The sequence below is a fragment of the Candidatus Nitrospira nitrificans genome (genome assembly GCF_001458775.1).
GTDB lineage: Bacteria > Nitrospirota > Nitrospiria > Nitrospirales > Nitrospiraceae > Nitrospira_D > Nitrospira_D nitrificans.
This window is the reverse complement of sequence record NZ_CZPZ01000001.1, coordinates 367,821-393,737: the sequence shown is the minus strand read 5'-3', so window position 1 is coordinate 393,737 and position 25,917 is coordinate 367,821. Positions and strand designations below refer to the sequence as shown.

Genomic DNA, 25,917 nt, shown 5'->3' with positions numbered 1-25,917 from the left:
GTATGAAGAGAAAACAACAGGACAAGCCGGTGACCGTCGGGGTGATCGGAGGCAGCGGACTGTATGACATTGAAGGGATGACTTCCACTCGCTCGATCCGCGTCCGGACACCCTTCGGCGCGCCGTCCGATGCGATTACCGTGGGCTCGCTTGAAGGGATTCGGGTCGCCTTTCTTTCGCGACATGGGCGCGGGCATTTGTTGAATCCGAGCGGGATCAACTATCGCGCGAACATTTTCGCGCTCAAGTCGCTAGGGGTGTCCCATGTGATTTCGGTCAGCGCGGTCGGCAGCATGAAGGAATCGATTCACCCAGGCGACGTCGTGGTGCCGGACCAGTTTATCGACCTGACCAAGCGACGGGTCTCCACATTTTTCGATGATGGAATTGTGGCGCATGTCGCCTTCGGCGAGCCGGTTTGTGCCGAATTGACACAGGTTCTCCTGTCGGCCGGAGAAAGGGTCGGCGCCACGTTGCATCGCAGTGGGACCTATCTCTGCATGGAAGGGCCGCAGTTTTCAACCAAAGCGGAATCGCGGCTCTATCGGCAATGGGGCGTCGATGTGATCGGCATGACCAATATGCCGGAAGCGAAATTGGCTCGTGAGGCGGAGCTCTGTTATGCGACCTTGGCGCTGGTGACCGATTATGACTGTTGGCATGAGACAGAAGAGGCGGTCACCGTGGAGGCGGTGTTGGGGACGCTCCATCGTAACGTCGCCTTGGCTAAACAGATACTACGCGCGGTGATGCCGTCCTTCGCTCATCCGATGGACTGTCCTTGTCATCGGGCATTGGATCATGCCATTCTGACGGCGCCGAACCGAATTCCGTCAGCTGCGCGGAAGAAACTCTCCCTCCTCATTGACCGTGCCCTGTCACCAAAGAAAGGAATCCGTTAGTCATGGGAAAGCTGTTAGTCGTGGGATCGGTTGCGCTCGATACAGTCAAAACTCCGTTCGGCGAAGGCACCGAGATTCTCGGAGGGTCGGCCACCTATTTTTCGACGGCGGCCAGCTTCTTCACGTCCGTCGCGCTGATCGCCGTCGTCGGCGAGGATTTTCCCCAACAGCATATCGCGTTTCTGAAGAGCCGTGGAATCGATCTCGCGGGGCTCGAGCGGCGCCCGGGGGCAACCTTTCGCTGGAAGGGGGAATACACGCACCAGCTGAACGAAGCCCATACCTTGGATACCCAGCTCAACGTGTTTGAAACGTTTCGTCCTCAGATTCCTGAAGACTATCTCGCGCCGGACGTGCTGTTCCTGGGGAATATCCATCCGGAGCTTCAACTCGACGTGTTGCACAAAGTGAAACGTCCTGCGTTGGTAGCCTGCGACACCATGAATTTCTGGATCAACGGCCAGCGCGATGCGCTCTGGAAGGTGCTGGAGAAGGTGGATGTCCTGATCATCAACGATGGTGAGGCGCGCGCATTGGGCCAGGATTCCAATCTGATGAAAGTGGCGAAGCTCGTGCTGTCCCGAGGGCCCAAGCATCTCATCGTCAAGCGGGGCGAGTACGGCGTGCTGATGTTCAACGACCAACAGATTTTCGGCGCGCCGGCTTTCCCGCTCGAAGACGTACGGGATCCGACCGGCGCCGGCGATACCTTTGCCGGCGGATTTTTGGGCTACTTGGCGGCGACCGGAAACCGGTCTCCGGAGGCCATGCGACAAGCCATCATCTTTGGGAGCGTGATGGCGTCCTTTACCGTAGAATCCTTTAGTCTTGACCGATTACGAATCCTGGATTACAAAGAGATTCAGGCTCGGTTCACCGAGTTTAAGCGGCTCACGCACTTTGAGGATGTTCGATGACCGGATGCGATCGGTCCTTTGGTCGGTGGCGAGCCTATCCCCCGCTGATCTGTGTCGGACTCCTGAGTGTATTGGGAGGGTGTGCGACCGACAAAGACCTGGTGCAAAAATCGCAAGGGCATTATCAAGAGGGTGTCGCCAGCCTTCCGGGAGATCGTCAAAAGGCCTTCGTCTCGTTCCAGAAGGCCGTGCAGTTGGATCCGGCCAATAAAGAGGCACGGTACGCTCTGGGACACGTGTATGCGCTGCAAGGCAAATTATCCCACGCGGAAGAGCAATTTCGCGCGGCGATTAAAACCGATGAAACCTACTCCGAAGCGCATACGTATCTGGGACAAGTTTTGGCCAATCAGGATCGGTGGGAGGAGGCGATTCAATCCTACCGGCTGGCCCTGGCGAATCCTCTTTATCCGACACCCGACCTCGCTCGGTTCCATCTCGGCCGTGCGCTCGCACACCAGGGCGATCTTCAGGGCTCGATGGAGGCGTTGGAAGACGCCGTGTCCGCGAGTCCTCCCAGTGTTCCACCCGCAATGACTCATCTTGAGCTCGGTCGGGTGTACTATAAAATGGGCTATACGGCCAGAGCCCGTGATATTCTGAAAAAAGTGGCCACCTTGGATAAGGGTGGTGGAGAGTCGGCGGCGGCTGCAGCGGACCTCTTGACGCGAGTGAAGTAGGAGACTTATGGAGTCGGTCGGCGAATTTTTCAGGCAAGTCCGGGAGACGAAAGGGTTGACGGTTGATGAGGTGGCCTCAAAAACCCGCATTCGCACGGATTTCGTCAAGGCGCTCGAGGACGGGAATTTCGCCAAGTTGCCCGACCAAGTCTTTGCCAAGGGGTTTGTCCGTTCCTACGCCCGATCGCTGGGCTTGGATGAGGAAGATGCGATTCACCGGTTTATTCAATCTGCCGGCTCGTTTTACGAGAAACAGGACGAACGTGAACGGCTCAAGGTGCGACAGATTGAAGAAGACCGGAAACGCCAGTCCAATCGGAAAGCGGTGACGATTGCCATCAGTATCGCCGTCCTGACGCTGATCTTTCTCCTCAGCAGAGAACAATCGTCGGTCTTTCGACGTGGGGCTGCCGAGCAAGGTCCGACGACGAAACGCACGACTCAAACGGCAAAAGAGATGCCGGCCCCAACAACCCGTGAGCCCGAACATACTGCCGAGGTGCTGAAACCGATCGAGACGCCTTCCGGAACGGTGAAGACCACGACCGAAGCCCCGCCGAGACAGGAATCTGTCACACCCGCCGGCGTAGCCGTGAGATCAGAGGCGGAAACGGTTTCGACGGCTTCTCCCGGCAGCGACGGCCCGTTAGCTGGCATTGCGCTGAACGCCACGGAGAGTGTTGGGGATGGCCAGCTGGCATTGGATTTGGAAGCGACAGAGTTGAGCTGGGTCGTGGTACAGATTGATAACGGAAGTCCTCAGGAATCGTTGCTACGGCCTGGTGAAAAAGCCCACTGGAAGGGACAGGACCAATTCATCTTGACCCTTGGGAACGCCGGTGGAGTCAAGGCCGAATTAAACGGCAAACCTCAAAAGCCCTTCGGTCCGAGCGGCAAAGTCGCCCGCGACATCGTGTTGAAGCGGTAGCTCTTCGTCCCGCCTATTGCGTCCATGCCTGTTTCCCGTCAGTGAAGCATGCTCCGTTTATCGCCGCTGTTGGTGGGGCACTGAGGGCGTGGTGAGGCGCAAAGGTGTCACAAACTCGATGGAAATACGGGATGAGCGTATGGTGAACCACGTAAATGCCAACATTTTCTCGCCTCGTTCTTGAGCCCATCCTGGCATGAGGCTTGATCTTCCCCAGGTAAGAAGAAGCGGATGTGGGTGACAGAGAAAGGCGGGGGATGTTTTCTTGACAGGAATTGAAAGGCATAGGTATAGTTTAGCGCTTTACCTGGATCTTGATAATTGCGAAAACGAGTCGGCGGCCCGAAGTGTCAATCGGGCTCGGTGGGTTCAACACAAAGGAGGACGTGTAATGGGGTATCTGTCCAAGTGTTTAGGTTTCGCTGCAGCAGTGATGGTGCTCTCGGTCTCAGTCGTGGGGGCTGAAGAAAAAGAGCCGTTGAAGCCTCGCGTTCCGCCGGATCAGATGGCGGATGCGAAAGCCATGAAAAATCCTGTCGCGTCTTCTCCGGAGAGTCTTGCCAAAGGCAAGGCGATTTACGAGGGGAAGGGCACGTGCTTCAATTGTCATGGTAAGCTCGGGGATGGTCAGGGTGAAGCCGGGAAAATCCTGAATCCAAGCCCGCGGGATTTCACCAACTGCAAGTTTCACAAGAAGCGGAAAGACGGCGAACTCTTCTGGGTCATTAAGAACGGCAGCCCCGGAACGGGGATGGTGTCCTTGATCCCTGCCGCGATCACGGAAGAAGAAGCCTGGGCGGTCATCAACTATGAGCGGAGTTTCTGCAAGGGCGAGTAGTTGCTGAGAAGCTGCTGGTGAGTCGAACGAAGAAGGGTGGGGAGGCAATTCTCCACCCTTCTTTAATTGTCAGCCGATCCCCTCCACGCCTGTCCATCCCAGACGAGTTCGTGTTCGCTTGGCTAACCCCATATATTTCACCAATATCTATGAAAAATGAGGCGCAGGGGGCTTCCTTGGTCTGATCCCCCTCAGTCGGGGGGGCGTACAGGCAATCAGTGAAGAGGGGCCTAAGGGGATTGCGTCTCGGACACAAAAAAGGGTAGAGTCCGCGCGTTAGCCTACATCTCAATACCAACTTACACGAGGTAACATACCACTAAGAGCCGTCGGTTTTTATCAATAGGAGGGGCGACTATGGACAGCCTATGGCCGTGGGTGAAGTTCCGCGAAGCAGTGGTTACGTTATCGCTTGCGCTTGTATCAGCTGGAGGTATGTGGAGTGCCGACTCCGGTACGAGTTACGCTGGAGAAAGTGCTGTACCGCCTGGTGTCTCGGCTAAGGACGTCGAATACAAGGGTCAGGTTGTAGTTGGAGGAGAACCTGTCAAAGCCACCATTACCAGCGCAAAGAAAAAAGCCGTCCTCCTTTTCGACGGAACGGCCGGCCAGAGGGTCAGTATCGGTTTTAACGGCGCCAGCCTTACGCAGTTCAAGGTTACAGTGTATCAACCCAATGGCGGCATAGTGAGCGCTCAACAGTCCGCGATAAAACAGTATTATGCGACTATGGGCACTCGGCCACTCTCCACACAGACCCAGGTTCTTCCAGACGCCACATCCTACCTGACGACCGGCGATTCGACAGGTAATTGGATCTCTGCCAGCGAGATAAACGGCAGTAGCATTGACCTCGTCGAACTGCCGGTAACCGGAGCCTATACGATCTTGCTCGATCCAGCGGGCGATTACACCGGCAGTGTCACTGTCGACGTTTCAAGCGAGCTGAGTGGAGAAATAATGCCTCACGGTCCGGCGGTGCCGATTGCCCTCAACCGACCAGGGCAGAACGCTCGGTATACCTTTTCGGGTACCAGCGGGCAAGTAGTGAGTTTGCAGCTGAGCGATGTGACCATTCGAAGTGGTACCGTCTCAATCATTCAACCAGATGGGACTCTCCTGAGCCAGCCGCTCTCATTTGCCGGCGGGGGTGTCATGATTCCGGGACAGGCTCTTCCGACTTCCGGGACCTATGCTGTCCTGGTTGATCCGGATCTGAGTTATATCGGGAGGGCCAAGCTCGCGCTCTATAACGCTCCGGAGTTGACCGGTACCATAACCGACCAAGTGACGGTCACGCCGGCTTTGACTGTGCCGGGCCAACGGGCGCGCTATACGTTTAACGGAACGGCTGGCCAATGGGTCAATCTCGGTGTGACCAAGGTGTCAATTCCCATGAGTACGGTATTGATCATGAAGCCGGACGGCAGCAAGTGGGAGTCGACGACGATCGGTCCGAGCGGCGGTAGTCTCGATCCTTTGACAGCCTTGCCTGTAACGGGGACGTACAGTATCGTTGTGGTGCCGGTCAGCAACTATACCGGCAGCATGACGCTGGCCCTTTCTTCTCCGATCACCGCCACGATCGGGCTTGATGGACCAGCCGTGCCGGTCAGTATCACCAAGCCGGGCCAGACGGCTCGTTATACGTTTAACGGCAAGGCCGGGCAATGGGTCAACCTTGGACTTACGTCCGTGAGTATTACATCCAGCTCCGTCACGCTTATGACATCGGAGGGGACCATCTTAGCTTCGACCGCTGTCGGTACCGCCGGCGGCGGGCTCGAAGACCAAGACCCCTTGCCGACGACCGGTACGTACACGATTCTCGTCGATCCGGTCGGTAGCTACACGGGCAACATGACGTTGACTCTCTCGACCGAGGTTTCGGATTCAATAAAGATGAACACGGCACCTAGGCCCATCACGCTCAGCCGCCCCGGCCAGAATGGGCGGTATACGTTTTCGGGCACCACGAGTCAACAGGCCACGATCAAGGTCACGAACAATAAGCTCGGCAACGTGACCGTAAGTCTCTATGGTCCGAACGGTATTCTGCAAGCCGGGATGACGAGCTCAGCATCGAGCTTTACCCTCAACCCTGTCACACTGGCTTCAACAGACACATACACCGTTACAATCAATCCTGTGATGGCTGATACGGGGAGTATTCAGCTGCAGGTTAGTAACCAATAAGAATGGAGTTGCGGCAGAGGCGAATTATCGTCTCTGCCGCAACGGTAACAGATCAAAAGAGGGCGGGGAGGCAACTTCCCGCCCTCTTTTTTGTCACAAGGTAATGATCTGGGCGGGAAACGAATCGATCGATACTCGTCGTCTTCCCCGTAGGTATGGAAATGAGGGAAGGTCGAACGTCAGTTCCACGTAGAGCATGTGAATGACGTTGGGAAACCGGAGGTTGTGAGAGTGGCGGTGGCGGGGGCGAACGGGAAACGGAGACTGTGATTTCTACGCCATGTATGATTCGAGATTTGCCCCCCAAAGGCAACTCCCCCAATGTGATGCTGGGTGTAGCTCATGACTCCATAGAGAATTTGAAGTATGCGCGCTTCCGTCCCTCTTACCACCAGCACGAAGTCGGCAGCTAAGTAGCTGGACAATTTCCGGCTCTTCGAGAGCCGGTCTGGTTAAAGATTTCGACCTTCTATCCTAATTCGTCCTTCAGTATTTTGCCGTTTGGAATTCTGCTACACTGCGCCCGGCTCTGACGTCGACCGGACGAACTCGTTGAGAGGACCCTATGCGCATGTTCTTTCTGTGTCTTTCATTTGTCTTTTGGGCGGGTCTGGTGGGTGTGGCTACGGAGGATACCGCCCAGTCGGATTCACGCCCATCGGCGGACGCAAAGCTCTGGCGTTACGAGGCGAGATATAAGGTAGAGCTGACCGAGGTGAAAGCTCGGGATGAAACCGGGTTTGATTGGCCTGGTTCGGATGAGATCCTCGTCATTGCCGATGTCGACGGCGTCCGCGGCATTGGCTCCTATGAGCTTTGGATCCAGAAGGGTCTTGGCGACATGGATTCTGACGAAAAGGTCACGATCGATCCGGAGAACGCGTGCCTTCTGCCCGCCGTCGACGACGTGAAGGACGGCAAGTGGAGTTGCGCCGATGCCGGACATCCGGCTCCCTTCACGTTGACGTTCACCGTGGTCGAGAAGGATGGCGTCGGGCGGGCTTTCTGGGAATCCCTGACAAGATTGGAAGGCGTCGGCTTCTGTATTACCGGAGGCCAGGGTGACATATCGAGCAACTGCCTAAGCGGTGGAGCCGATGAATTCAACAGCGTCGGCAGCGTTCGGAAGGTCTACACGGTCGCGGATCTCGCAGGTCTCGCCGTCGGGCAAACACGGCAGGACAACCTTGTGGTTGACTCCTGCAGCGCCATACTCACGATCGACGGCGGCACGTGCGGCTATGGCCCCTGGACGAACTACTGGAACGGTGTATACCGGCTGTCGGTCCACGTGACGCGATTGAAGAATGTTCTCGTTGGCTTCGAGCCGCCGTACGATCCGCTTGTACCGAGCCAGTCGGTGATTGATGCGTCCCCGTCTGCGACCCAGTGACAGGGCAGGAAAGTCGGAGGATGAGAGAAGGGAACTGTGGCTGGATCTTGTATTGCGCCTCGCGAAAGCTGGTTCGATTCTTGACGCTACCGAAGAATACCAGTGGAATGATCCAAGCCCACGCAAGATGATAGTCCTCTTCGGTTATGTCCTTTGAGCTGAGTTCCGGGTTGCCTTATTGGGGCGATGGCTATTGCTGTTGCCCGAATGTGCCGGGAGGATTGGCCTGCCGAACATGGGGAGGGCAGCGATTGTGCTGTTGAGTCGACGACATGACGAGCAGTCGTGTGTTTGCGGGTTAAGGGATGCGAATGTCGATGCCGTCCAGATGAAAGCTCAGAAAGTCCCGCGCATTGAAAGTAAGTAAGGTTTTGACGCGCGCGGCCTTAGCGCAAGCTGCGATCACCCAATCATAGGTTCGACCACCTGCTATGTTGTGGTCGGCTGCCTCTCTGAGCAGCGGACGAAAGGCTTTGTTGTCCAAGCCTGCGAGCGCTCCTCCTGTGAGAAAGCTGGTCTCGATGAGAGCGATCGCGTCCTGCGGCGACAATCGATGAGGCGGCGGGAGTCTGGTGAGTACGGCGTAAGCTTCGACCAAGGCGGGCGTGGCGATGACCAGGGATTCCCGCTCCATAAGTCGGTGCTCCATCTCCGTAATGGCTCGCTCATGATGCTCATGCCACGTGCACACCGTGGCGACCATAACGCTGGTGTCGGGGAGAAAGCTACCCATATGAGGTTAGGAGGAGGTTGCTCTGTCGCGGGTGAGTTGCCGACGTGTCCGCTCGACGGTCTCCTTCGGGAGTTGCTCGATCGGCTGATTCGGCATCGCGACAAGGAACCGGCCACGTTTCTTCAGTTTAACGGAAAGCGGCGTCGGCTCGATTTCAATCAGTCCCTGTCGCCAACGGATTTCCAGCTCGGTGCCCGGCTGAAGTCCTGCTTCTTGCCGCAATTCCTTAGGGATCACCAAACGCCCAGCAGTATCGATGGTTGTTTTCATGGTATAAAATATACCATCGGTTTTCCCATTCTGCAAATGGCTTTGAACCTGCGTATTACTCTAATTGGAGAGAGGATTACGGCCGTTCAGAAGAGCTAAGCGAAGGCAGGGCAGTCAGGATCAGTGAGGCGGCTGGGTCGTCCGGTGTGAGCGGGGGAAGCAGCAAGGGCCGTTGCTCCTGATTGAACCGGGATTTCGCCGCCCAGGCGACTTTTTGGCGCACGTAGCCGGCGAGTTCTCCGAATGTGACGGTTCCGTTGCGGTTGGTATCGGCCTCTCCTCGGAGTCCTTTTAAGAGGTAGTAGGTGAAGAGACTGTGGCGATGCTGGTCGTCTTCCAGTCCCTTCGTCAAGTCTTCGCCTCCGATCAGTCCGACCGTATTGCTTCCGGCGAGTTCCCAGCGGGGTGCCGCGGTCTTCCCTTTAGTCTCGCCGCGTAGTCTGGACACCCTGCCGTCGAAGAGAAAGAGGACCTGTTTGGCTTTGAGCCTGGCGAAGGCGGATTCCAGATCATTGAGCGGGTAGAGGCGGGCCGAGTCCGCCGCACTGCCATCATAAAGAGCGAGCAAGACGTCGCCGGTCGGCGTCACCAGTGCTTGTCCCGAGAAATAGACAATTACGATTGCATCCTTGGCCGCGTGCGTCGGCAGCCAGCCGAACAATGTTTCATGGAGATCGGCGCGGAGAGTCTTCTGGTCGTGCAACAGCCGGATATTGGGCAAGGGCACACCGCCGAGCGATTGAAAATAGGCGGCGACGGTCTCCGCATCCATCGCGGCGTAACGGCGTGGCGTGAGTTTTGGATCGCGATAGGCTCCGACCCCGATCGAGACGAGGTAGGTTTGAGGCCGGTGGAAACCAGGCGCTAGGGCGGGAATTTGGTTCACATCGTCCTGGTTGGTACCGGCCGGTTGAATGGTCAAGGAAAGGGATTGGGGCGGCGCCGCGGCTCCTCCCGATTCAGCGACCGTGACCTGGATCAGGGCCTGATGGGCCTGCTTGGTCGTGGGCAGGGTGGCGATGAACTCCAGGGATTTCGTTTGACCGGGTTGCAGAGGTGGAATCTTCAAGGTTGAAGCGGGAAACCGTTCAATGATGGTCGGCGTGCCGGAGAGCGAGGCCGATGCCTGGTCGATCAGGCTTGTCCCAGTGTTGACGATATCCACGCGTACGCGGATATGCTCGCCCCCTTCAAAGATCAGGTTGCTGTTTTCGTCGAGGAGCGTTGCCTTGAATTGAAGATTCGGCGAGATGGAAGCCGAAGGCGCTCTCAAGTTTTCTATCGGGGCCTGGCTCGGCTCTATCAAAGCAGCGGGTTCCTGGCCACCGGCCGCTTGTCTGGCATTCAGCGAGACGCGCGTGGCAAAATCGATAACGGTGTCGCGGATGAAGGGGTCGATCAGATAGTTGCAGTTTTTGGAGAGCTGTTCAAGCCGCAACCGTTCCTGACGGGCGATTTTGATGTCCGCTTGACGGAGCAACGTCCCTTTTCGATCAGAGATGCGGGCAATGGCATTGACTTGTATGTTCGCCGGGGCTCGGTCGTACAGGGCCTCCTTGTTGAGGTCGAACGATGAATCGACGAGATCAACATGGATGCTATAGTCTGGTGTGGTGGTGTCGTCGGTGCCGTCGTCTACCGTCGTAGTGAACGTTCGCCGAATGCCCTCCCGGACGGCCTCCTGGAGTCGATCGCCCAGCGGAATTTCCTGAAGCTGTCCGCAGGAATCGCTATAACGAATCGTCAAGTCTTTGATCGATGGGGCAATGTCCAGCTTGGCGCTGGCGGGCAACGGGTCCCCCAGTGGAGGCAATTCCAGAGGTTTGACACAAGCGGCGAGGAGCAACAGGCAGGCGATCCCCGCCCCCGTGACAAGCCTGACATGCCTGGTATGATGGAGTCGTTTTGTTGAAATCACCGCATGGCCTATGGTGATCATTTCGCTGCGGCCGCCCGCCACCGTACTGGAAACATCAGATGAAAGGCAACTGTCCGGCTGGTAGGACGGTATGAGTTGAATGGATGTTTTTGGGGCGATGAGAAGGTCTTTGATTAGATCTCTCTCATGACGGACTTTGCTCGTAAAGGGACTTTTCCTCTTTGAAGCCTGTTGAAAGAGTGGTGTAATATGAAGCGTTCACTGTGTGGAGATGCTCGTTCTCATTAGCACTCTCGATGAGAGTCACATCCTGGAGGAATTCAGATATGGTCAATTGGACTCAGCAAGCGACGAACATGCTTATCGGTGGTGGCTTGGCCGTCTGTGCTCTTGTCGGAAGTGGATGCGTATCACCCGTCTCAGCTGCTGGTGTCCCTCCGGCCTGGGCTCAGGGTTTTTCGGAGATCGTGAAAAAGACCACCCCGGCTGTCGTAAATATCGCGGTGACGGGTGGAGGAGAAGGGAGCCGAAGACGCGGGGGAATGCCTCCTAATCCATTCGGGACCCCTCCCCCTGGGGATGAGCCGGGAGGTGGAGAATTGCCGACTCCGCCGCCAAGCCCACATGGTCCACCCCAGCCGCATGGCCGCCCGGATCAGAGTGCGGGATCCGGAGTCATCTTGGATGGCAATGGGTTCATCGTGACCAATAATCACGTCGTTGAAGGAGCCACGCAGATTACGGTGACCCTCAGCGATCGGCGCGAGTTTTCGGCAAAGGTGGTGGGCACCGATCCAAAGACGGATTTGGCGGTCATCAAGATTGAGGCCAAGGATCTGCCGTCGCTGAAATGGGCGGAGTATGAAAAACTACAAGTCGGTGATCTTGTGCTGGCGGTGGGAAGTCCGTTTGGCCTGAGCTCGACCGTCACGCTCGGCATCATCAGCGCCCTGGGGCGGGGGAATGTCGGCATTGCGGACTATGAGGATTTCATTCAGACCGACGCGGCGATCAATCCGGGAAATTCCGGCGGAGCGCTCGTCAACATGAATGGCGATCTGATCGGCATCAACACCGCGATCTTCTCGAGAACCGGCGGATCGGAAGGGATCGGGTTTGCGATTCCCAGCAGCATCGCCCTCGATATCGTAGATAGCCTGCAGAAGACGGGCAAGGTCGTCCGTGGATGGATGGGTGTTGCGATCCAGGAAATTACGCCGGCCTTGGCGAAATCGTTCAAACTCCCGGAGCAGCGGAAGGGGGTGTTGATCAGCGATGTCAATGAGAATGGCCCTTCTCATGCCGCGGGAGTGAAGCGCGGCGATGTCGTCGTGGCCTTTAACGGCAAGGAGGTGCAGAGCGTCAGTCAGCTGCGCAATCTTGTCGCACGAACCATGGTCGGAAAAGACGCACAGGTCAAAGTGTTGCGCGAAGGCAAGGAGCAACTGATTTCGGTGAAGGTCGCCGAACGCCCATCGGATGAACTGCTGGCCAAAAAAGATTCGGCGCCGCCGAAAGACGCGGGCGAAACGATGAAGCTTCCGGACAATGTACTCGCGTCGTTGCGTGTCCAAACGTTGGATAACGCGTTGATGAGTCAGTTGAACATTTCCTCGAAGACGGCCGGAGTCGTCATCACCTCCGTGGAACCGGGTGGGCCGGGAGAGGCAGCCGGGCTCCAGCGTGGTGACGTCATCCAAGAAGTCAATCACGAGCCGGTCAAGACGCTCGGCGATTATCAAAAGGCCGCGGAAAAGATCAAAAAAGACGAACTTGCCGTGCTGTTGGTCAATCGGCAAGGGAACAGTCTGTTTGTCGCGGTCAATCCGAAGTAAGAAGCACAGAGGAATCTGTTGATCTGTCGATCTGTTGATTGTCGGAAGACCAATCGCCGGATCGTCGGGTCGACGGATTCCGAAACTTGCGAGGCTCGGTGCTGAACAAGCTGAACCGGTGGCTGCAAGACTCGGTCTTCAAGCCGCTGGAAGACAAAAAGATGCCGGTCATGGAGCACCTCGTGGAGTTCCAAGTCCGGCTTACCCGTGCGGTGATCGGCCTGGCGGTCGTGTTCATGGGGACGTTTTTTTATGCCGACACCTTGGTCAAATGGTTGCGAGTCCCGCTCCAGAATATGTTCGTGCCGAGCCAATTGACCTGGGAACCCACCGATTTGCCGACGGTGCCGTTTGTCTTTCTCGCTCCGGCGGAGGCCCTCTGGCAGAACGTCAAGGTCGCGGGACTGTTCGCCGTCGTGCTCGCCATGCCCTATCTCTTGGTCGAGATCTGGCGGTTCGTCGTTCCGGGACTGCATGCTCAGGAGCGGCGGTTTGTCGGGCCGTTCGTGTGTGTGAGCACGTTGGCGTTCTACGCCGGGGTCGGATTTTCCTTTTTCTTCGTGCTTCCGTTCGCCTTGAATTTTTTGATTTCATACGGAGTGAATGCCGGATTCGTGCCGCAGATCTCGATCGCCCAGTATGTCGGGTTTGCCCTGTGGTTCTTGACGGTCTTTGGCCTGATCTTTGAGGTGCCGTTGGCCATCACGCTCATGGCCAAGTTGGGCTGGGTCGATGCGCCGTTCCTGATTCAGTATTGGAAGTGGGCGTTGTTGGGATCGTTTGTCGTCTCCGCGATTCTGACGCCCACACCCGACCCGTTCAATCAGACGCTGATGGCTGGGCCCATGTTTCTTCTCTACTGGGTCGGCATCTTTGGCGCGAAGGTGTTCGGCAAAAAAACATCCGCTGAAAGCCAGCCCGCAGGTGTCCCGACGGTCGCCATGGCCGGGGTAGGGGCCGGGGGAACGGTTTCGGGCATGTCGATGCCGAAATCTTCGGGTGATGACTATGTCGGCGTTCCCGGAGGACGTCATCACTGACAGGGTGTTGAGGAAAGTCCGCCGGCTTTGTTCTCGCATCGCTTGGAAGTGCGGGAAGCCCGCTCAGCCCGCATCGACGAGTCTGCGAGGCGTGCGAGGCGAGCGTATCTCGTGAAACGGACAGACAGGAACATGGAAAGCCTGTCGGTCAACTGCGGCCGCGCCCGCGGAACGACGCGTCTTGGTGCGCCGGAGTTGGATGGGGTGAGAACATTGGCATTTTTGAACATCCTGCGAGCCCATGCAAGCGACGGGCAGTACTTATGAAGGATATGACATTCTATGGCACGTGAACTGAACGTCATCAATACCGGAAGCGGAAACAGCGACGCCTGTACGTATATGTGGGCCTGTGCCATCTGCGACGAAAACGAGCGATGCCAAAAGGATAAAGAAGGGCATAGCCGATGGCTGGTCGCCAAGCGGATGGAGCGTATCGAGCACAAAGTGCTCATCATGAGCAATAAGGGCGGGGTGGGGAAAAGCACGTGCACGACCAACATCGCGGTGAGCCTGGCGCTCAAGGGATGGCATGTCGGGATCTGTGACATGGATATTCATGGCCCCAACATTCCCAAAATGGTCGGCGCGGAGGGTCAGAAGCTCAAAGTCAGCACTTCCGGGGGAATTATTCCCTTCCAAGCCTACAATTTGAAGATCGCCTCGATGTCGTTTCTGCTGCAGAACTCGGATGATCCGATTATCTGGCGCGATGCCTATAAGTACGAATTCATCAATCAGCTGCTCGGGGGTGTCGATTGGCAGGATTTGAATTTTCTCCTGATCGATCTGCCGCCGGGAACCGGGAACGAGTCGGTCACGACGATCGATCTGCTCGGTACGGTGAGCGGCGCCGTGATCATCACGACGCCGCAGGAAGTGGCGCTCCTTGATTCCCGGAAGTCGGTCACATTTTGTAAGGACAGCGAGGTGCCGATCGTCGGCATCGTGGAGAACATGAGCGGGCTCGAGTGCCCGCATTGCCATACGCAGATTGATGTATTCAGAAAGGGTGGCGGGGAAGCGTCCGCGCTCGATATGGGTGTCCCATTTTTGGGACGGATTCCGCTCGATCCCGATGTGGTCACTCAGTCCGACGCGGGTGAACCCTTTGCCCTCTTCAACTCCGACTCACCGACGGCGGAAGCGTACCACCAGATCGCCAATCAGGTTGAAGCCTTCTGTAAAAAGAGTACCTCGTTGCTGAAAGTGGGACGGACCACGACAGGATTGCTGAAGGGAGACAGTCAGTGAAAGCTGCGGATGCGATGACCGGATTGACTCAACTCTCCGATGCGCAACAGATAGTCCTCGATGCTGCGCCGTTGTTGGGTCTTGAAAAAATCTCGATTCTGGACGCCTTGGGTCGCGTCCTCGGTGAAGACATCGTCGCTGAGCGTGATAATCCGCCATGGGACAACTCAGCGATGGATGGGTTTGCCGTCAGATGGGACGATATCAAACAGGAGCACGCCGTTCAGAAACCAGTCACGCTTTCGGTCGTTGAGGACGTTCCCGCCGGGACCATGCCGTCAAAAGCCGTCGGCCCTGGTCAGGCTATCCGGATCATGACCGGAGCCCCGATCCCCAGAGGAGCGGATACCGTGCTGAAGGTCGAAGATACGGAACAGATGCCTGATTCAGTCCGCGTGTTCAAGGCGGAACCCAAAGGAGCCAACATCAGGCCGCAAGGTGAAGACGTCAAGACAGGGGACTGCATCATCGCGAAAGGGACCAGAATTCGTCCCGGCGAGGTCGGGATGTTGGCGATCCTTGCAAAGTCATTCGTATTTGTCTACCAGCGGCCGCGGGTAGCGATCCTTTCGACTGGGGATGAGTTGGCGGACTTGGACGAGCGGTTCAGCGAAGAGAAGATCATCAATTCGAACAGCTACGGCATCGCCGCGGCTGTGCAGGAAGCGGGGGGCATTCCGTTCTTGCTCGGTATCGCCCGCGATACACCGGCGGCGTTGAAAGAAAAAATCTCACAGGGGCTGAGCGCGGATATTCTTGTGTTGTCCGGCGGCGTGTCGATGGGAGATTACGACTTTACGAAGGTTGTCTTTCGTGAGCTCGGCGCCGAGATGAATTTTTGGAAACTCGCCATCCGGCCGGGTCAGCCGTTGGCCTTCGGGAAGATCCAAGGGAAGCTCGCGTTTGGGCTCCCAGGCAATCCGGTCTCGTCGATGGTGACCTTCGAGCAATTGGTGCGGCCTGCGTTGCTCAAAATGAGTGGGTGTCGGACCTCTGGACGGCCGGTGGTTCAGGCCCTCTTCCAAGAACGATTTTCCAAGCGGGGCGATCGCCGACATTTCCTGCGCGGCATTCTCACAAGAGAAGACGGTGTGTTTAAGGTTCGAACGACCGGAAACCAGGGCTCCGGTATTCTCACCTCGATGGTCAAGGCGAATTGCCTCATCGATGTGCCGGTGGACGTTGAGCGGCTCAACCCCGGCGACGAGGTGGCGGTGCAGGTATTGAGCGGTGAGGGATGGCCCACCGAGGCGGAGCATCAGCACTCGAGCGCGCCGAGTCTCTCTTGTTGCTAATCCAGGGAGTCAATGGTCATTAGTCATTGGTCGTCATTTCTCCTGGACCAATGACCAATGACCATTGATCATTGATTTCAATGCCAGTTCCCATCGTCTCATTCATCGGCCGGTCGAACAGCGGCAAAACCACCTTGATCGAACGTCTCATTCCTGAATTGGTCAAGGCCGGGTATCGTGTGGCGACGGTGAAACATGCCGGCCATGGGTTTGATCTTGATACGGAAGGGAAGGACAGCTGGCGTCATAAACGCGCCGGCGCCGGTAGCGTCGTGGTGGTCTCGAAGGGGAGTCTTGCCTTGTTTGCCGACGTATCCGAACAGCTGAAGGTGGAGGAAGTACGGGATCGTTTCTTGGATGCGTCCTACGACCTCATTATCGCCGAAGGGTGGAAAAGTGAAGGATACCCGAAGATCATGATCGTTCGTGATCAGCTCGGTGAAATTTCATACTCTCCCGACGGTCTCCTGGCGGTGGTGTCCGACAAGCCGATCACCCTGCCTGTGCCGGTGCTCCATCTGGACGATGTGACCGGGGTCGCCGCCCTTTTGATCAAGCAGTTCCCTCGCAGACGACGGGAGCATGAGCTGGAAGCCTAAGGCCACGCTGCTGCTGACTCTCGTCATCGGGGCGATGGCTTTGGTCGGAGCCGCGATACCGCTTACCGATCATCCGACGTTCTGCGCCGGATGCCATACGATCGCCCCTGCGTATGAGAGCTGGGCCAAGTCTTCCCATAGGGACGTCGCCTGTGTCGAGTGTCATGTGAGGCCCGGTGTGCAAGGCTGGTTGTCCGATAAGGTCGTAGCGGGAGTCAGGGATACAGCCATCTACGTCTTTGGAACGCCGACCGACGCGCACAATCTCAAGGCCAAGGTGGATTCCGGAGTCTGTCTCAGTTGCCATCGTCATATCCTTCGCATGTCCGAGACAGCGCCGCGGGATCTTCCATCACCGGTGAAGGAGGTGGGGTTGGTCATGAATCATCGTCGCCATATGGAGGCGTTCAGCGTCCGAGGACAGGATGAAGGTTGTACGACCTGTCATTCCGGGGTGGTGCACGATGCCCCCATCAAGGGATATCCCATTGTCATTCCACGCGGACATGTCTCGACCGACAGCCAAGCTTGGTATCCCACTCATCCGGACGGTTCCTATCTTCGCGCGAGGGCGCTCAGTGATTGTTTCCGCTGCCATGATGGGAAGGCACAGCATGGCGGAAAAGTGTTAGACCGGAAATGTGAGACTTGTCATATCGCGGAGAAGATCAGCGGTGTCTTATTGTTCAACTAATCCCGATTCTGTCGACGCGATGGCTATCCCGGTACTGAAAGCGTCAGCCCTGACCAAGCGGTTCGGCGACTTTACGGCGGTCAATGAGGTGTCCTTCGAAATCAGGCCGGGGGAAATTCTCGGACTCTTGGGCCCGAACGGAGCCGGAAAGACCACCACCATTCAGATGCTCCTGGGACTCGTGACCCCGACGGCGGGTTCTATTCACATGTTCGGGCTGGATCTTTCGACGCATCGCGAAGAGATTCTGCAGCAGGTCAACTTTTCGTCCACCTACATCTCCATGCCCCAGTCGCTCACGGTGGAAGAAAATCTATGGGTCGTGGCGCGTCTCTACGGGATTTCCGATGTGGTTCGGCGCGTCAACGACATCGTCAAAAAACTGGAGATGGAAGAGTTTCGCGGCAAGATTGCCCGCAAACTGTCGTCGGGGCAAATGACGAGACTCACCTTGGCGAAGGCATTTCTGACCGAGCCGCGCATCCTGTTTCTTGACGAGCCGACGGCGAGTTTGGATCCCGATATCGCCGACAAGATCAGGTCGTGGCTCAAAGAAGAGCGGCGAGCATCCGGCCTGAGCATCCTCTATACGTCCCATAACATGCGAGAAATGGAAGAAATGTCGGATCGCATCATTTTTCTTCAGCGCGGACGCATCGTGACAGAAGGAACGGCGCAGGAAATTATCGACCGATTTGGAAAGGCGGATCTGGAAGAGGTGTTCTTGAAGTTTGCACGGGAGCAGGCAACATCGTGACAGATGTAGTAATCGAGAGTGTCGCCGGATTCGTGACCGGAGGGCTTGCGCTCAGCGCGGCCTGGGGATTCTTTTGGTTGGCAATCGGCCTGGTCGGTCTGAGCCGACGTACCTGTGGCCGGCGTATTGTATTGATGGGCGCGGTGGGAGGATGTGTGCCGCTTGCCTTGGCGATTGCTCTCCTGTGGTGGATGGGCGGTTTTGAACGTATGACGCCTGTATTTGCGGCGGGGCTCGTGGGGATGCCGACGGTGCTGGCGGGCCTTTGGCTACGGCGGATGCCGGACGGACAACGGGCGGGAACGCATCTGGCCGCAGGGGTCCGATATCTTAGAGAGGACTTGCTCGGCATGCACCACGGGTGCGGTGGGTGTCACGATGGACATGACCAGAAGACGTGCCGATGAAACTGCATCGCATCACGGCATTGATCGTCCGGCATGTGTACCTGTATCGACGCAGTTTGCCCCGCATTATGGAAATCTTTTACTGGCCCTTTCTGGATCTCGTGATCTGGGGGTTTATCACGCTCTATCTCGCCCGATATCAAAGCCAGGTTCCAGGATTCGTAACGTTTTTTTTGGGCGCATTGATTCTCTGGGACATGCTGTTCCGGTCGCAACAGGGGATCACGATTGCTTTTCTCGAAGAGCTCTGGGCGCGCAACTTGATGAACCTGTTCGCCAGTCCATTGAAACCGAGCGAGTTTTTGGCCGCCACGATGGCCATGAGCGTGATGAAGGTGGCGGTCGTGTCGATTGTCATGGTGGGCAGTGCCCTTCTTTTTTATTCGTACAACATCTTGATCGTCGGGGTATGGCTGACGCCGTTCGTGCTCAATTTGATCATTACCGGCTGGATTATCGGCGTGTTTACGACCTCATTGATCATGCGGTTCGGACAAGAGGCTGAAGTGCTCGCCTGGAGCATGGTGTTTCTCTTTCAGCCGATTTCCTGTGTCTTCTATCCAATGGAGGTATTGCCTACGTGGCTGCAGGTGATTGCATGGGCGAATCCGGCGGCGCATATCTTTGAGGGCATGCGAACCGTCCTGAGTGCCGGAGCTCCGCCTCTTGGCGATCTTGCCTGGGCGGTGTGTTTGAACGGGGCGTTTCTCGTCGGCGTTGTCGCATGGTTCTATCGGACGGTCGACTATTGTAAGGAGCACGGGCTCTTGGTTCGAGTAGGGGAGTGATATTGTAATCCAAATAGCTCTGTGCTAGGGTAGCGCAGGCTCATGTCGCCCTGGGTCTCGGCGATACCGAGTGTCTATCAGAGGAGACCCACAATGCCGATGTTGCCTTGTCCGGGAATCTTGTCGGAAGTCAGACCTAAGTCGCTGCATCGATCGCGTCTTCGGCCCGCTCCTTCCCCGTTCCTCGTGTTCAAGACAATGTCATTATTTTAAAGGAGGAACCCCGATGGGTTCGAAGATCTATGTCGGTGGGTTGCCCTATTCGGCGACCGAGCAGCAATTGAGTGACTTATTCGCGGCCCATGGCGCGGTGGCGTCGGCGCGGATCATCACGGATAAGTTCACCGGCCAATCCCGTGGATTCGGCTTTGTGGAAATGTCCTCGGATTCCGAAGCGCAAGCGGCGATCACAGCCCTCAATGGGTCGGAGATGGGTGGCCGGACTTTGACTGTCAATGAAGCACGTCCCCAAGAACCGCGTACCGGTGGTGGCGGTGGTGGGCGCGGTGGATTCGGTGGAGGCGGCGGTCGCAGCGGTGGTGGCGGTGGTGGAAAGCGCGATCGCTGGTAGTCCAACAGCCTAGACACAGGACGGAGGGGGTGCCACAGAATGTGGTGCCCCCTTCTTTTTTGTGAACTGGACCGGCTGATGATACGGTGAAGTAGAGAGAGGATATACGTCCTCACTGGACGTATGATCAAGCATGAACATTGCTCAATCAACGATTGCGCCGGCGGATTTGTCGTCGGTTTCATTGCAGAGAAATCCGGTGCTTGTTGTGGAAAACTTCTGGTCGTCGGACGAGCGACGGTTCTTTCGGGAAAAGATGAACGGAGCATCCTGGAAAAGTCTTTCCGATCTGCCACATGTTCGGGCAGACTTTCCGAATTCCGGCAACTGGGCGAAAGCTGAACTCGGTTCAGAGGAGGGGCGGCGATTTCTGTCGCGGCTAGAGCTTCCCTGCATTCGAGATCATATCGAGTCGTTCCCGAATATCATCGGACGTCATGTGGGATTCAATTACTATTCCTATGCCGCCGGCGACTGTCTGTTGACTCATGACGACACGGACCAGGGTCGGCTCGTGGAAGGCCGTCGAGCGCCTAAACGTCGGATCGCCGTCGTGACCTACGTTCATGAGGAATGGCAGCCTGACTGGGGAGGGGAATTGATCATCTATGAGCGACGAGCGGATCGCGCCGGGGAGCCTGTCAATCTTATACCGACGCACTGTATCGAACCTCGCCCCGGATCGTTGGTCATGTTTACTGTTCCTCGATTCCACCGAGTCTGCCGCGTGGACCCGACCGCCGGCGAGCACCGGCGGTTATCGATTGCCGGATGGTTCATGACAGAGCATTCCTAGAATACAAGAGAACCAAGCGTAATCCACGGATGGAGCGGATGCCGATCGCTTTCAGTGAACGCTCGCCTCATCTGCCGCGTTTTCTGGTGTTCAACCGAACCAGGGGGTATCGTTGGCTGCGCGGGGCCGGTCTTCTATTCCAAGGGTCGGCGCCGGCTGTGCGAGCACGTTGTGCACGAGGGCGATCAGGCGGTCACGCTCGAACGGCTTTGCCAAAAACGGGAGTGTTCCCCGCTTGATCCCGTGACTGGCGAGTTCCTTATCAGGATTCCCCGACATCAAAATAATTCGGAGGCCTTTCCGAATCATGGTCGCACGAACGGCCAGTTCATGACCGTTGACGTGCGGAAATTGATTGGAGGTCGAGGCAAGTTGAAAACCTCGCGGCGGTAACACAAGGTCTGTGAGAAGGAGATTGATCGGACCTTCGTGGTGAGTGCAAATCTTGAGCGCCTCGGCGCTGCCGTCGGCCTCGAGTACCGTCAGCCCCGCTCCTTCCAACAGTGCTTTGCAGAGTGTGACGATCGACGATTCGTCATCGACGACCAGGACAGTCGCCGAAACGTTTGATGATGAGGTGCTTCGTTGATCTTCCATAAGTTCTCCGTCCATCATAGTGCTGAACACCGCATACGGCGAGGAAAACCATTATTCCTTCATGTGGAGACGTGTGAAATTAAGACGGAGACATGACACGTGATGGTTGCCATCACCCTCCGAGCGCCGTGAACGGTCACCATGCGAGAAACGAGTTACTGCTCAGAAGTTCCTCGAGTTTTCAGCGCGTCAAGTCTGGTCTTGTCGAGGTTCATGTGCAGTGACTTCTCTTGGGTCACGATCACCGCGCCGGGCGCCTGGCCCTTCGCTTTCTTGACCCACTTGCGCCTGGTGTAGATCACATCGCCTTTACCGCTTTTCTTCAGGTCACTATAGAGAAGCGCCAGCGTGGCGGCGTCCCGCAGGGTTTCCGGCGGGGGCTCGGTCCCTTTGCCCAGTCGTACGACGACGTGAGATCCTGGCGTCCCTCGAGCATGCAGCCAGAGATCGTCGCTCTTGGCCAACCCGAACGTCAGCTCGTCATTTTCTCGAGCATTGCGTCCGACAAAAATCGGCAGCCCATCTGTCGAGGTAAATCGACGGAACGGACCACGGCGTTGATCCATGGCGCGATGTTCCTTGGGGATGGCCCTGTTCAGATGCGCGGGAGGTACGGGGGGCGGGGTCCAGCTTCCTTGCTCAATGTGCGTGAGCTCTCGGCGGAGCCGCTCGACGCCGTATTCGGCTTGCGCGATGCGCGGCTTGAGTTCACGCTCAGCGGCAAGATATTTGCGATGCTTTCGAAAATAGTCGTCCATATTGCCCTGGGCTGACTTCATCGGATCGAGTGGAATCGTGATGGTGGGGAGCCTGTCATCGAAATAATCCGTCATTTCAATCTGGTCGGCTCCCTTCGTGATTGCTCCAAGATTGGCCTTGATCAATTCTCCATATCGGGCATAGTCGCGATAGGCGGTGGCGCGTGAGAGGTCGTTCCGCCAGGCCGCAATGAGTCGCTGCTCTTTCTTGAGGGCTTTCTTGAGGACGCGCAGACGGGCTTCTTTGATCCGGTCGGCGGAGCGTGTGGTCTCCTGTTTATGGTAATACGCCTCGATCGCTTCTGAAACAGAGAGCCTATCTCTGACCGTACGTGCGAAACGGCTGGGCGTCGCATCGTGGGCGGCGTTGCGCTGCGGTGGCGGGGCATAGGCCTGTCCGGTGAGCATGTGTTGACGAGAGAGATCTCTCAGTACGCGACGTTCGGCATTGAGGACCAGGATGTTCGCCTTGTTGCCGGTCAATTCGCACACGATGCTGTGCGATCCTTCTTTCCCGGCAATCTGCAATTCAACGATACGGTCATTCCCGATCTGACGAATATCGTCGATCCGCGCTCCTTGGACATGGGCTCTGAGAAACTGACAGAACGGTAGAGGTGTCGGAGGATTGACCGGCGAGTGGGTGGTAATGTGCACACGAGCGGTGTCTGGTTGACAGGAGATCAACAGCCGATGTGTCTGCCCCGGTACACGCACATCCAGCACCAGGGTACGGTCTGTGGGCTGCTGAATCTTCTGAATCCAGCCGCCACGAAGGAGAGGGGAAATCTCCGTCAGTACCTCTGTGACATCCGACGCGGTCAACATGAGGAATCCATCTCATCGTCGGCTTGTCGGCTCACGGTGTCTCGATTTGGTTTCATGAGGATCATCTCATCACGTACATTGCGCGCTGCATTCGTCCGCACTGTACGATCTGCCATGAAAACCCGCAAGAGTGCCGACAGAATGCTGAAAAAGTCCTCCGGCGGCGTTCCTCGCATTGCCGAAGCGGCTTCGCGAGGCAGGTCGCATCACTCAGAGGCTCAACGTACCTCCGGGCAGGAGTTGCCAGAGCAGCTCGGGGCGGGGTGGGTGAAATGCTATCTGTCGATGTGGATGCGCTCGCCGCGTTGTAGCGCCTGCGGCAATACGGAAGACCTATTCATCCATCGCCGTGGCGCGGTTCAACGGACGAGGGCGACGAAGGTCGTCCGAGCATCACGAAGCGCTCGGATAGTCTCGGGTGTCTCCCTGTCCGGTCTCTCGCTTGCGCTCACTCTTCCGCTACGTTAGAGTTCCTCCAAATCTCTTGCGTGCTCGTTCCACGATGCTCCTTCTCGATTCACAGCGGCTTGCGCAATTGCGGGATGAATTTCGCCTCTCCATGCGGCGGCTGTTTGTCGACCTGTGCCGAGAAATGCATGCCCACCACGCTGATTCGGCCGGAGAATTCGGGCTTCCAACCGGGTTCTTTGACCGCCTCCACTCCAGCCTCCAGCCGAAAGCCTACTCCAACTGGAAAGTGGTCGGATGGATCGAGACGCTGAATGACCTCGTGTATCTCTTGGATGTGCGCTGTCAGCTGAAGGGTGAACAGGATCGGCCGGAGTTTGCAGCACAATTGTTGAACGAGTGTCAGGAACAGTTCTTTGAGCATGGCTACCTGGATGATCTCTTTCCCACGGGCCGACCTCAAGCGCGTGGGTTGGAGAAGCGCCTGTTCACGCTATGTCGGCGGTTGGCGCAGGAATTGACCCAGGAGGCTCTCTGGTTCGATCCGGCATTGTCGGGCACGTGGTGGCGGCAGCGAGGGAGGGACGTGCGGGGAAACTTGAAGGAGAATTTTGAGAAAGCCGAACTCCCAGGCACCATCTTCGTGGGAATCGACGGCGCCTGGTGTGCGGCGCCACCAAGGGTACAGCGGGCGATCGGCCGGGCGGAGGGACGCGCGGTGTTTCTCGTGGAGCCGGCCGGCATTTCGGTGAAGGTTGGAAAGACGGTTTCCTCGGTCTGGGCAGGGTGGGGTGGGCAGGGACAATGGCAGTGGCTGCACCATGCGCCAGCGGTTGCGATCGATGACGAGCATGCCCCGCTTACCGTTGGTCCGACTCTTGTCTATGGGAGGAACCGCCAGCCTAGAACAGTGAAGCCTACGAATCAGCGACAGATTGCACGGATTACCCGTGCGTGGCAGACCATCCGGCTTGCGTGGCCTGAAGGCCATGATGTGCTGACACTGCTGACCTCTCGCATTATTCCGCTGCGGGCGAAGGGTGTGGTCAGTTTCAGCTATCGGCATCGACCGGGATTGTCGTTCATCAACTGCTTCGATCGCGGCAATCTGGATCTGATCGATGATCTGATTCATGAGAACAGCCATCACCATTTGAATCTCCTGTTGCGAAAACATGTCATGTACCATGGGGACCATAACCAGCAGATCTTCTACTCGCCATGGCGACGGAGCCTCCGACCGTTGCGTGGGATTCTTCACGCCACGTTCACGTTCACCATGGGCGCGCTCTTATTCCAGCGGCTTTCATCCTGGGGGTCGGGTCGAGGCGGGGCGGCAAGATGGAAGCAGGCCGGCCTGACACAGCGAGACTTGCAACGGGCTCGATTTCGTTGCTTGGAGGAAGTCGAATCCGTTCGGTACTCGCTGCAAGATCTGCATTATGCCGATCGTCATCTCGGGTGGTTGACCGGTTCGGGTCGACGCTTGGTCGGGCAGCTCACCGAAGCAATTGAGCATGTCGAACGTGAGAGTGAACGATGTAAGCGCGAAGTGTCTCGCTCGACGTTCGGTTCGACCCTGCGGAAACACATCAAAGAACTCCAACAAGCCCGCCACACCTATGGCCCGATGCGATTGGGGAAGGTGTGACGTGCCCGCCGAATCCAATGGCGAAGTCCGGCCGCTCAAGATCTGATGCCGGAAGATTCCATATTTCTTGACGATTAGTCCATAGAGGGTAGACTCGAGGGCAAGAGGTGAGCATTATGCACAGCATCGAGAGAGTGCATCATGTGGGAATTGCGTTTACGGCATTACTCGGGTGGTTCTATTGTGTGATGCCGGTTTCTGGTCTGATTGCCGTGGACGAAGCGGCCGCCATTGAGAACGCAAAGGCCGTCAAGGTTGAAAAACTGCTGACGCTGATCCGAATCTCGGAACTCGAGGCGGAATATGACGCGCTGACCCAGAAATATATTGGCGAATACGAGCAGCAAATAAGGAAATCCATAGGCAGTACCTATTCCGATGTGACGGGTGAAAAAAAGAAGGAAATCGAACGGCTTCTCGATGCCTTCTTGAAGGACATCAGAAAGTCGATCGGGCAGGTTGAGTCCCTCCACGAGCATTTGAAACAAGCCTATTCGAGAAGTTTCGGTGAGGACGAACTGGATCGTCTCATCGCGCACTATTCCTCTCCACTTGGTGAAAAAGATGCAGGCATGAAGAAGAGTGCGGCCATCGAATACAACACGATGTGGACGGCGCAATTCATGAATCAATATAAGGCCCGAGTCGAGAAGCTGTTTCAGGTCGTTGCCGTGGTGGCGAGAGGCAAGGGGAAGCAGGGAGCATAGCCGACCCCATCATGGTGGGTCCGACTCATCTTTGCGAGAAGAATTGTCGGCTGAAAGCACGGAAGGATTCATCCGGCCGACCGATGAAGTCATTGATACCGAGCCGGACCATCTGCTCAACAGTCAACCCCTCGCGCTTGCTCAGCTCTTCCAGACGGAGCTTTCCTTCATCAATAGGCTGACAGAGTTTTGAACT

General features: G+C 56.8%; 26 protein-coding genes. 21 read left to right on the top strand and 5 right to left on the bottom strand.

Translation table 11 applies throughout. The annotated features are described in order from the left end of the window. Positions 1-2 precede the first annotated feature (2 nt). From mtnP to COMA2_RS01650, 7 genes are all read left to right on the top strand, one after another. Complete coding sequence (mtnP, locus tag COMA2_RS01680; protein WP_090894067.1) at positions 3-902, top strand: S-methyl-5'-thioadenosine phosphorylase; 900 nt, start codon at positions 3-5, stop codon at positions 900-902. Positions 903-904: 2 nt separating this feature from the next. Then, entirely contained in the window at positions 905-1,819 is a 915-nt protein-coding gene (locus tag COMA2_RS01675) for a PfkB family carbohydrate kinase (protein WP_090894065.1), read from the top strand. Further along, positions 1,816-2,499: a tetratricopeptide repeat protein gene (locus COMA2_RS01670; protein ID WP_090894064.1), complete on the top strand. Its 684-nt coding sequence runs from the start codon at positions 1,816-1,818 to the stop codon at positions 2,497-2,499. Before COMA2_RS01675 ends, COMA2_RS01670 begins: the two co-directional genes overlap by 4 nt. Positions 2,500-2,506: 7 nt before the next feature. Next, positions 2,507-3,427, top strand: a complete 921-nt coding sequence (locus COMA2_RS01665) for a helix-turn-helix domain-containing protein (RefSeq protein WP_090894062.1) — start codon at positions 2,507-2,509, stop codon at positions 3,425-3,427. Between the two features lie 391 nt (positions 3,428-3,818). Beyond that, entirely contained in the window at positions 3,819-4,265 is a 447-nt protein-coding gene (locus tag COMA2_RS01660) for a c-type cytochrome (RefSeq protein ID WP_090894060.1), read from the top strand. Positions 4,266-4,622: 357 nt separating this feature from the next. Continuing rightward, the gene (locus COMA2_RS01655; RefSeq protein WP_139076972.1) at positions 4,623-6,461 is read left to right on the top strand and encodes a hypothetical protein; all 1,839 of its coding nucleotides are present in this window, start codon (positions 4,623-4,625) and stop codon (positions 6,459-6,461) included. Positions 6,462-7,026: 565 nt separating this feature from the next. Then, positions 7,027-7,854: a hypothetical protein gene (locus COMA2_RS01650; protein ID WP_090894056.1), complete on the top strand. Its 828-nt coding sequence runs from the start codon at positions 7,027-7,029 to the stop codon at positions 7,852-7,854. A gap of 298 nt (positions 7,855-8,152) precedes the next feature. Here the strand turns inward: COMA2_RS01650 and COMA2_RS01645 are convergent, their stop codons facing one another. The 3 genes from COMA2_RS01645 to COMA2_RS01635 form a co-directional block, all read right to left on the bottom strand. Further along, the gene (locus tag COMA2_RS01645) at positions 8,153-8,587 is read right to left on the bottom strand and encodes a PIN domain-containing protein (RefSeq protein ID WP_090894054.1); all 435 of its coding nucleotides are present in this window, start codon (positions 8,585-8,587) and stop codon (positions 8,153-8,155) included. Between the two features lie 6 nt (positions 8,588-8,593). Next, complete coding sequence (locus COMA2_RS01640; RefSeq protein ID WP_090894052.1) at positions 8,594-8,857, bottom strand: AbrB/MazE/SpoVT family DNA-binding domain-containing protein; 264 nt, start codon at positions 8,855-8,857, stop codon at positions 8,594-8,596. A 76-nt stretch (positions 8,858-8,933) separates the two neighbouring features. Continuing rightward, positions 8,934-10,796: a caspase family protein gene (locus COMA2_RS01635; RefSeq protein ID WP_090894050.1), complete on the bottom strand. Its 1,863-nt coding sequence runs from the start codon at positions 10,794-10,796 to the stop codon at positions 8,934-8,936. A gap of 266 nt (positions 10,797-11,062) precedes the next feature. Here COMA2_RS01635 and COMA2_RS01630 point away from each other — a divergent pair, with 266 nt between their 5' ends. The 12 genes from COMA2_RS01630 (at position 11,063) to COMA2_RS01580 (ending at position 20,772) form a co-directional block, all read left to right on the top strand. Beyond that, positions 11,063-12,571 (top strand): Do family serine endopeptidase, encoded by a 1,509-nt coding sequence (locus tag COMA2_RS01630; protein ID WP_090894048.1) that lies wholly within the window; start codon positions 11,063-11,065, stop codon positions 12,569-12,571. 38 nt (positions 12,572-12,609) lie between these two features. Next, entirely contained in the window at positions 12,610-13,611 is a 1,002-nt protein-coding gene (tatC, locus tag COMA2_RS01625; RefSeq protein ID WP_245630800.1) for a twin-arginine translocase subunit TatC, read from the top strand. A gap of 111 nt (positions 13,612-13,722) precedes the next feature. After that, on the top strand, positions 13,723-13,878 hold the full coding sequence (locus tag COMA2_RS20005; RefSeq protein WP_175304331.1) for a hypothetical protein: 156 nt from the start codon (positions 13,723-13,725) through the stop codon (positions 13,876-13,878). Between the two features lie 15 nt (positions 13,879-13,893). After that, positions 13,894-14,865 (top strand): Mrp/NBP35 family ATP-binding protein, encoded by a 972-nt coding sequence (locus COMA2_RS01620; RefSeq protein WP_175304330.1) that lies wholly within the window; start codon positions 13,894-13,896, stop codon positions 14,863-14,865. Continuing rightward, positions 14,862-16,160 carry a molybdopterin molybdotransferase MoeA gene (locus COMA2_RS01615; protein WP_217490575.1) on the top strand — a complete coding sequence of 433 codons (1,299 nt, stop codon included), beginning with the start codon at positions 14,862-14,864 and terminating at the stop codon, positions 16,158-16,160. The genes COMA2_RS01620 and COMA2_RS01615 overlap by 4 nt, the downstream gene beginning before the upstream one ends. A gap of 80 nt (positions 16,161-16,240) precedes the next feature. Then, a complete protein-coding gene (gene mobB / locus COMA2_RS01610; RefSeq protein ID WP_090894047.1) occupies positions 16,241-16,759 on the top strand; it encodes a molybdopterin-guanine dinucleotide biosynthesis protein B in 519 nt (172 codons plus the stop codon). Next, on the top strand, positions 16,743-17,453 hold the full coding sequence (locus tag COMA2_RS01605) for a cytochrome c3 family protein (RefSeq protein ID WP_090894045.1): 711 nt from the start codon (positions 16,743-16,745) through the stop codon (positions 17,451-17,453). The genes mobB and COMA2_RS01605 overlap by 17 nt, the downstream gene beginning before the upstream one ends. 19 nt (positions 17,454-17,472) lie before the next feature. Further along, entirely contained in the window at positions 17,473-18,210 is a 738-nt protein-coding gene (locus COMA2_RS01600) for an ABC transporter ATP-binding protein (protein WP_090894044.1), read from the top strand. Next, the gene (locus COMA2_RS01595) at positions 18,207-18,617 is read left to right on the top strand and encodes a hypothetical protein (RefSeq protein ID WP_090894043.1); all 411 of its coding nucleotides are present in this window, start codon (positions 18,207-18,209) and stop codon (positions 18,615-18,617) included. The genes COMA2_RS01600 and COMA2_RS01595 overlap by 4 nt, the downstream gene beginning before the upstream one ends. Further along, positions 18,614-19,405 (top strand): ABC transporter permease, encoded by a 792-nt coding sequence (locus tag COMA2_RS01590; RefSeq protein WP_090894041.1) that lies wholly within the window; start codon positions 18,614-18,616, stop codon positions 19,403-19,405. The genes COMA2_RS01595 and COMA2_RS01590 overlap by 4 nt, the downstream gene beginning before the upstream one ends. Before the next feature lie 226 nt (positions 19,406-19,631). Then, a complete protein-coding gene (locus tag COMA2_RS01585; RefSeq protein WP_090894039.1) occupies positions 19,632-19,976 on the top strand; it encodes an RNA recognition motif domain-containing protein in 345 nt (114 codons plus the stop codon). Between the two features lie 133 nt (positions 19,977-20,109). Then, positions 20,110-20,772, top strand: coding sequence for a 2OG-Fe(II) oxygenase (locus COMA2_RS01580; RefSeq protein ID WP_090894037.1), 663 nt, complete (start codon positions 20,110-20,112; stop codon positions 20,770-20,772). Positions 20,773-20,862: 90 nt separating this feature from the next. Here the strand turns inward: COMA2_RS01580 and COMA2_RS01575 are convergent, their stop codons facing one another. Both COMA2_RS01575 and COMA2_RS01570 read right to left on the bottom strand, forming a co-directional pair. After that, positions 20,863-21,369 (bottom strand): response regulator, encoded by a 507-nt coding sequence (locus COMA2_RS01575; protein ID WP_175304329.1) that lies wholly within the window; start codon positions 21,367-21,369, stop codon positions 20,863-20,865. 155 nt (positions 21,370-21,524) lie between these two features. After that, complete coding sequence (locus COMA2_RS01570; protein WP_090894035.1) at positions 21,525-22,955, bottom strand: Rqc2 family fibronectin-binding protein; 1,431 nt, start codon at positions 22,953-22,955, stop codon at positions 21,525-21,527. Between the two features lie 502 nt (positions 22,956-23,457). Between COMA2_RS01570 and COMA2_RS01560 the strand changes: the two genes are divergently transcribed. After that, complete coding sequence (locus COMA2_RS01560) at positions 23,458-25,014, top strand: aKG-HExxH-type peptide beta-hydroxylase (RefSeq protein WP_090894032.1); 1,557 nt, start codon at positions 23,458-23,460, stop codon at positions 25,012-25,014. Between the two features lie 116 nt (positions 25,015-25,130). Further along, positions 25,131-25,721 carry a DUF2059 domain-containing protein gene (locus COMA2_RS01555; RefSeq protein WP_090894030.1) on the top strand — a complete coding sequence of 197 codons (591 nt, stop codon included), beginning with the start codon at positions 25,131-25,133 and terminating at the stop codon, positions 25,719-25,721. Positions 25,722-25,917: the final 196 nt, after the last annotated feature.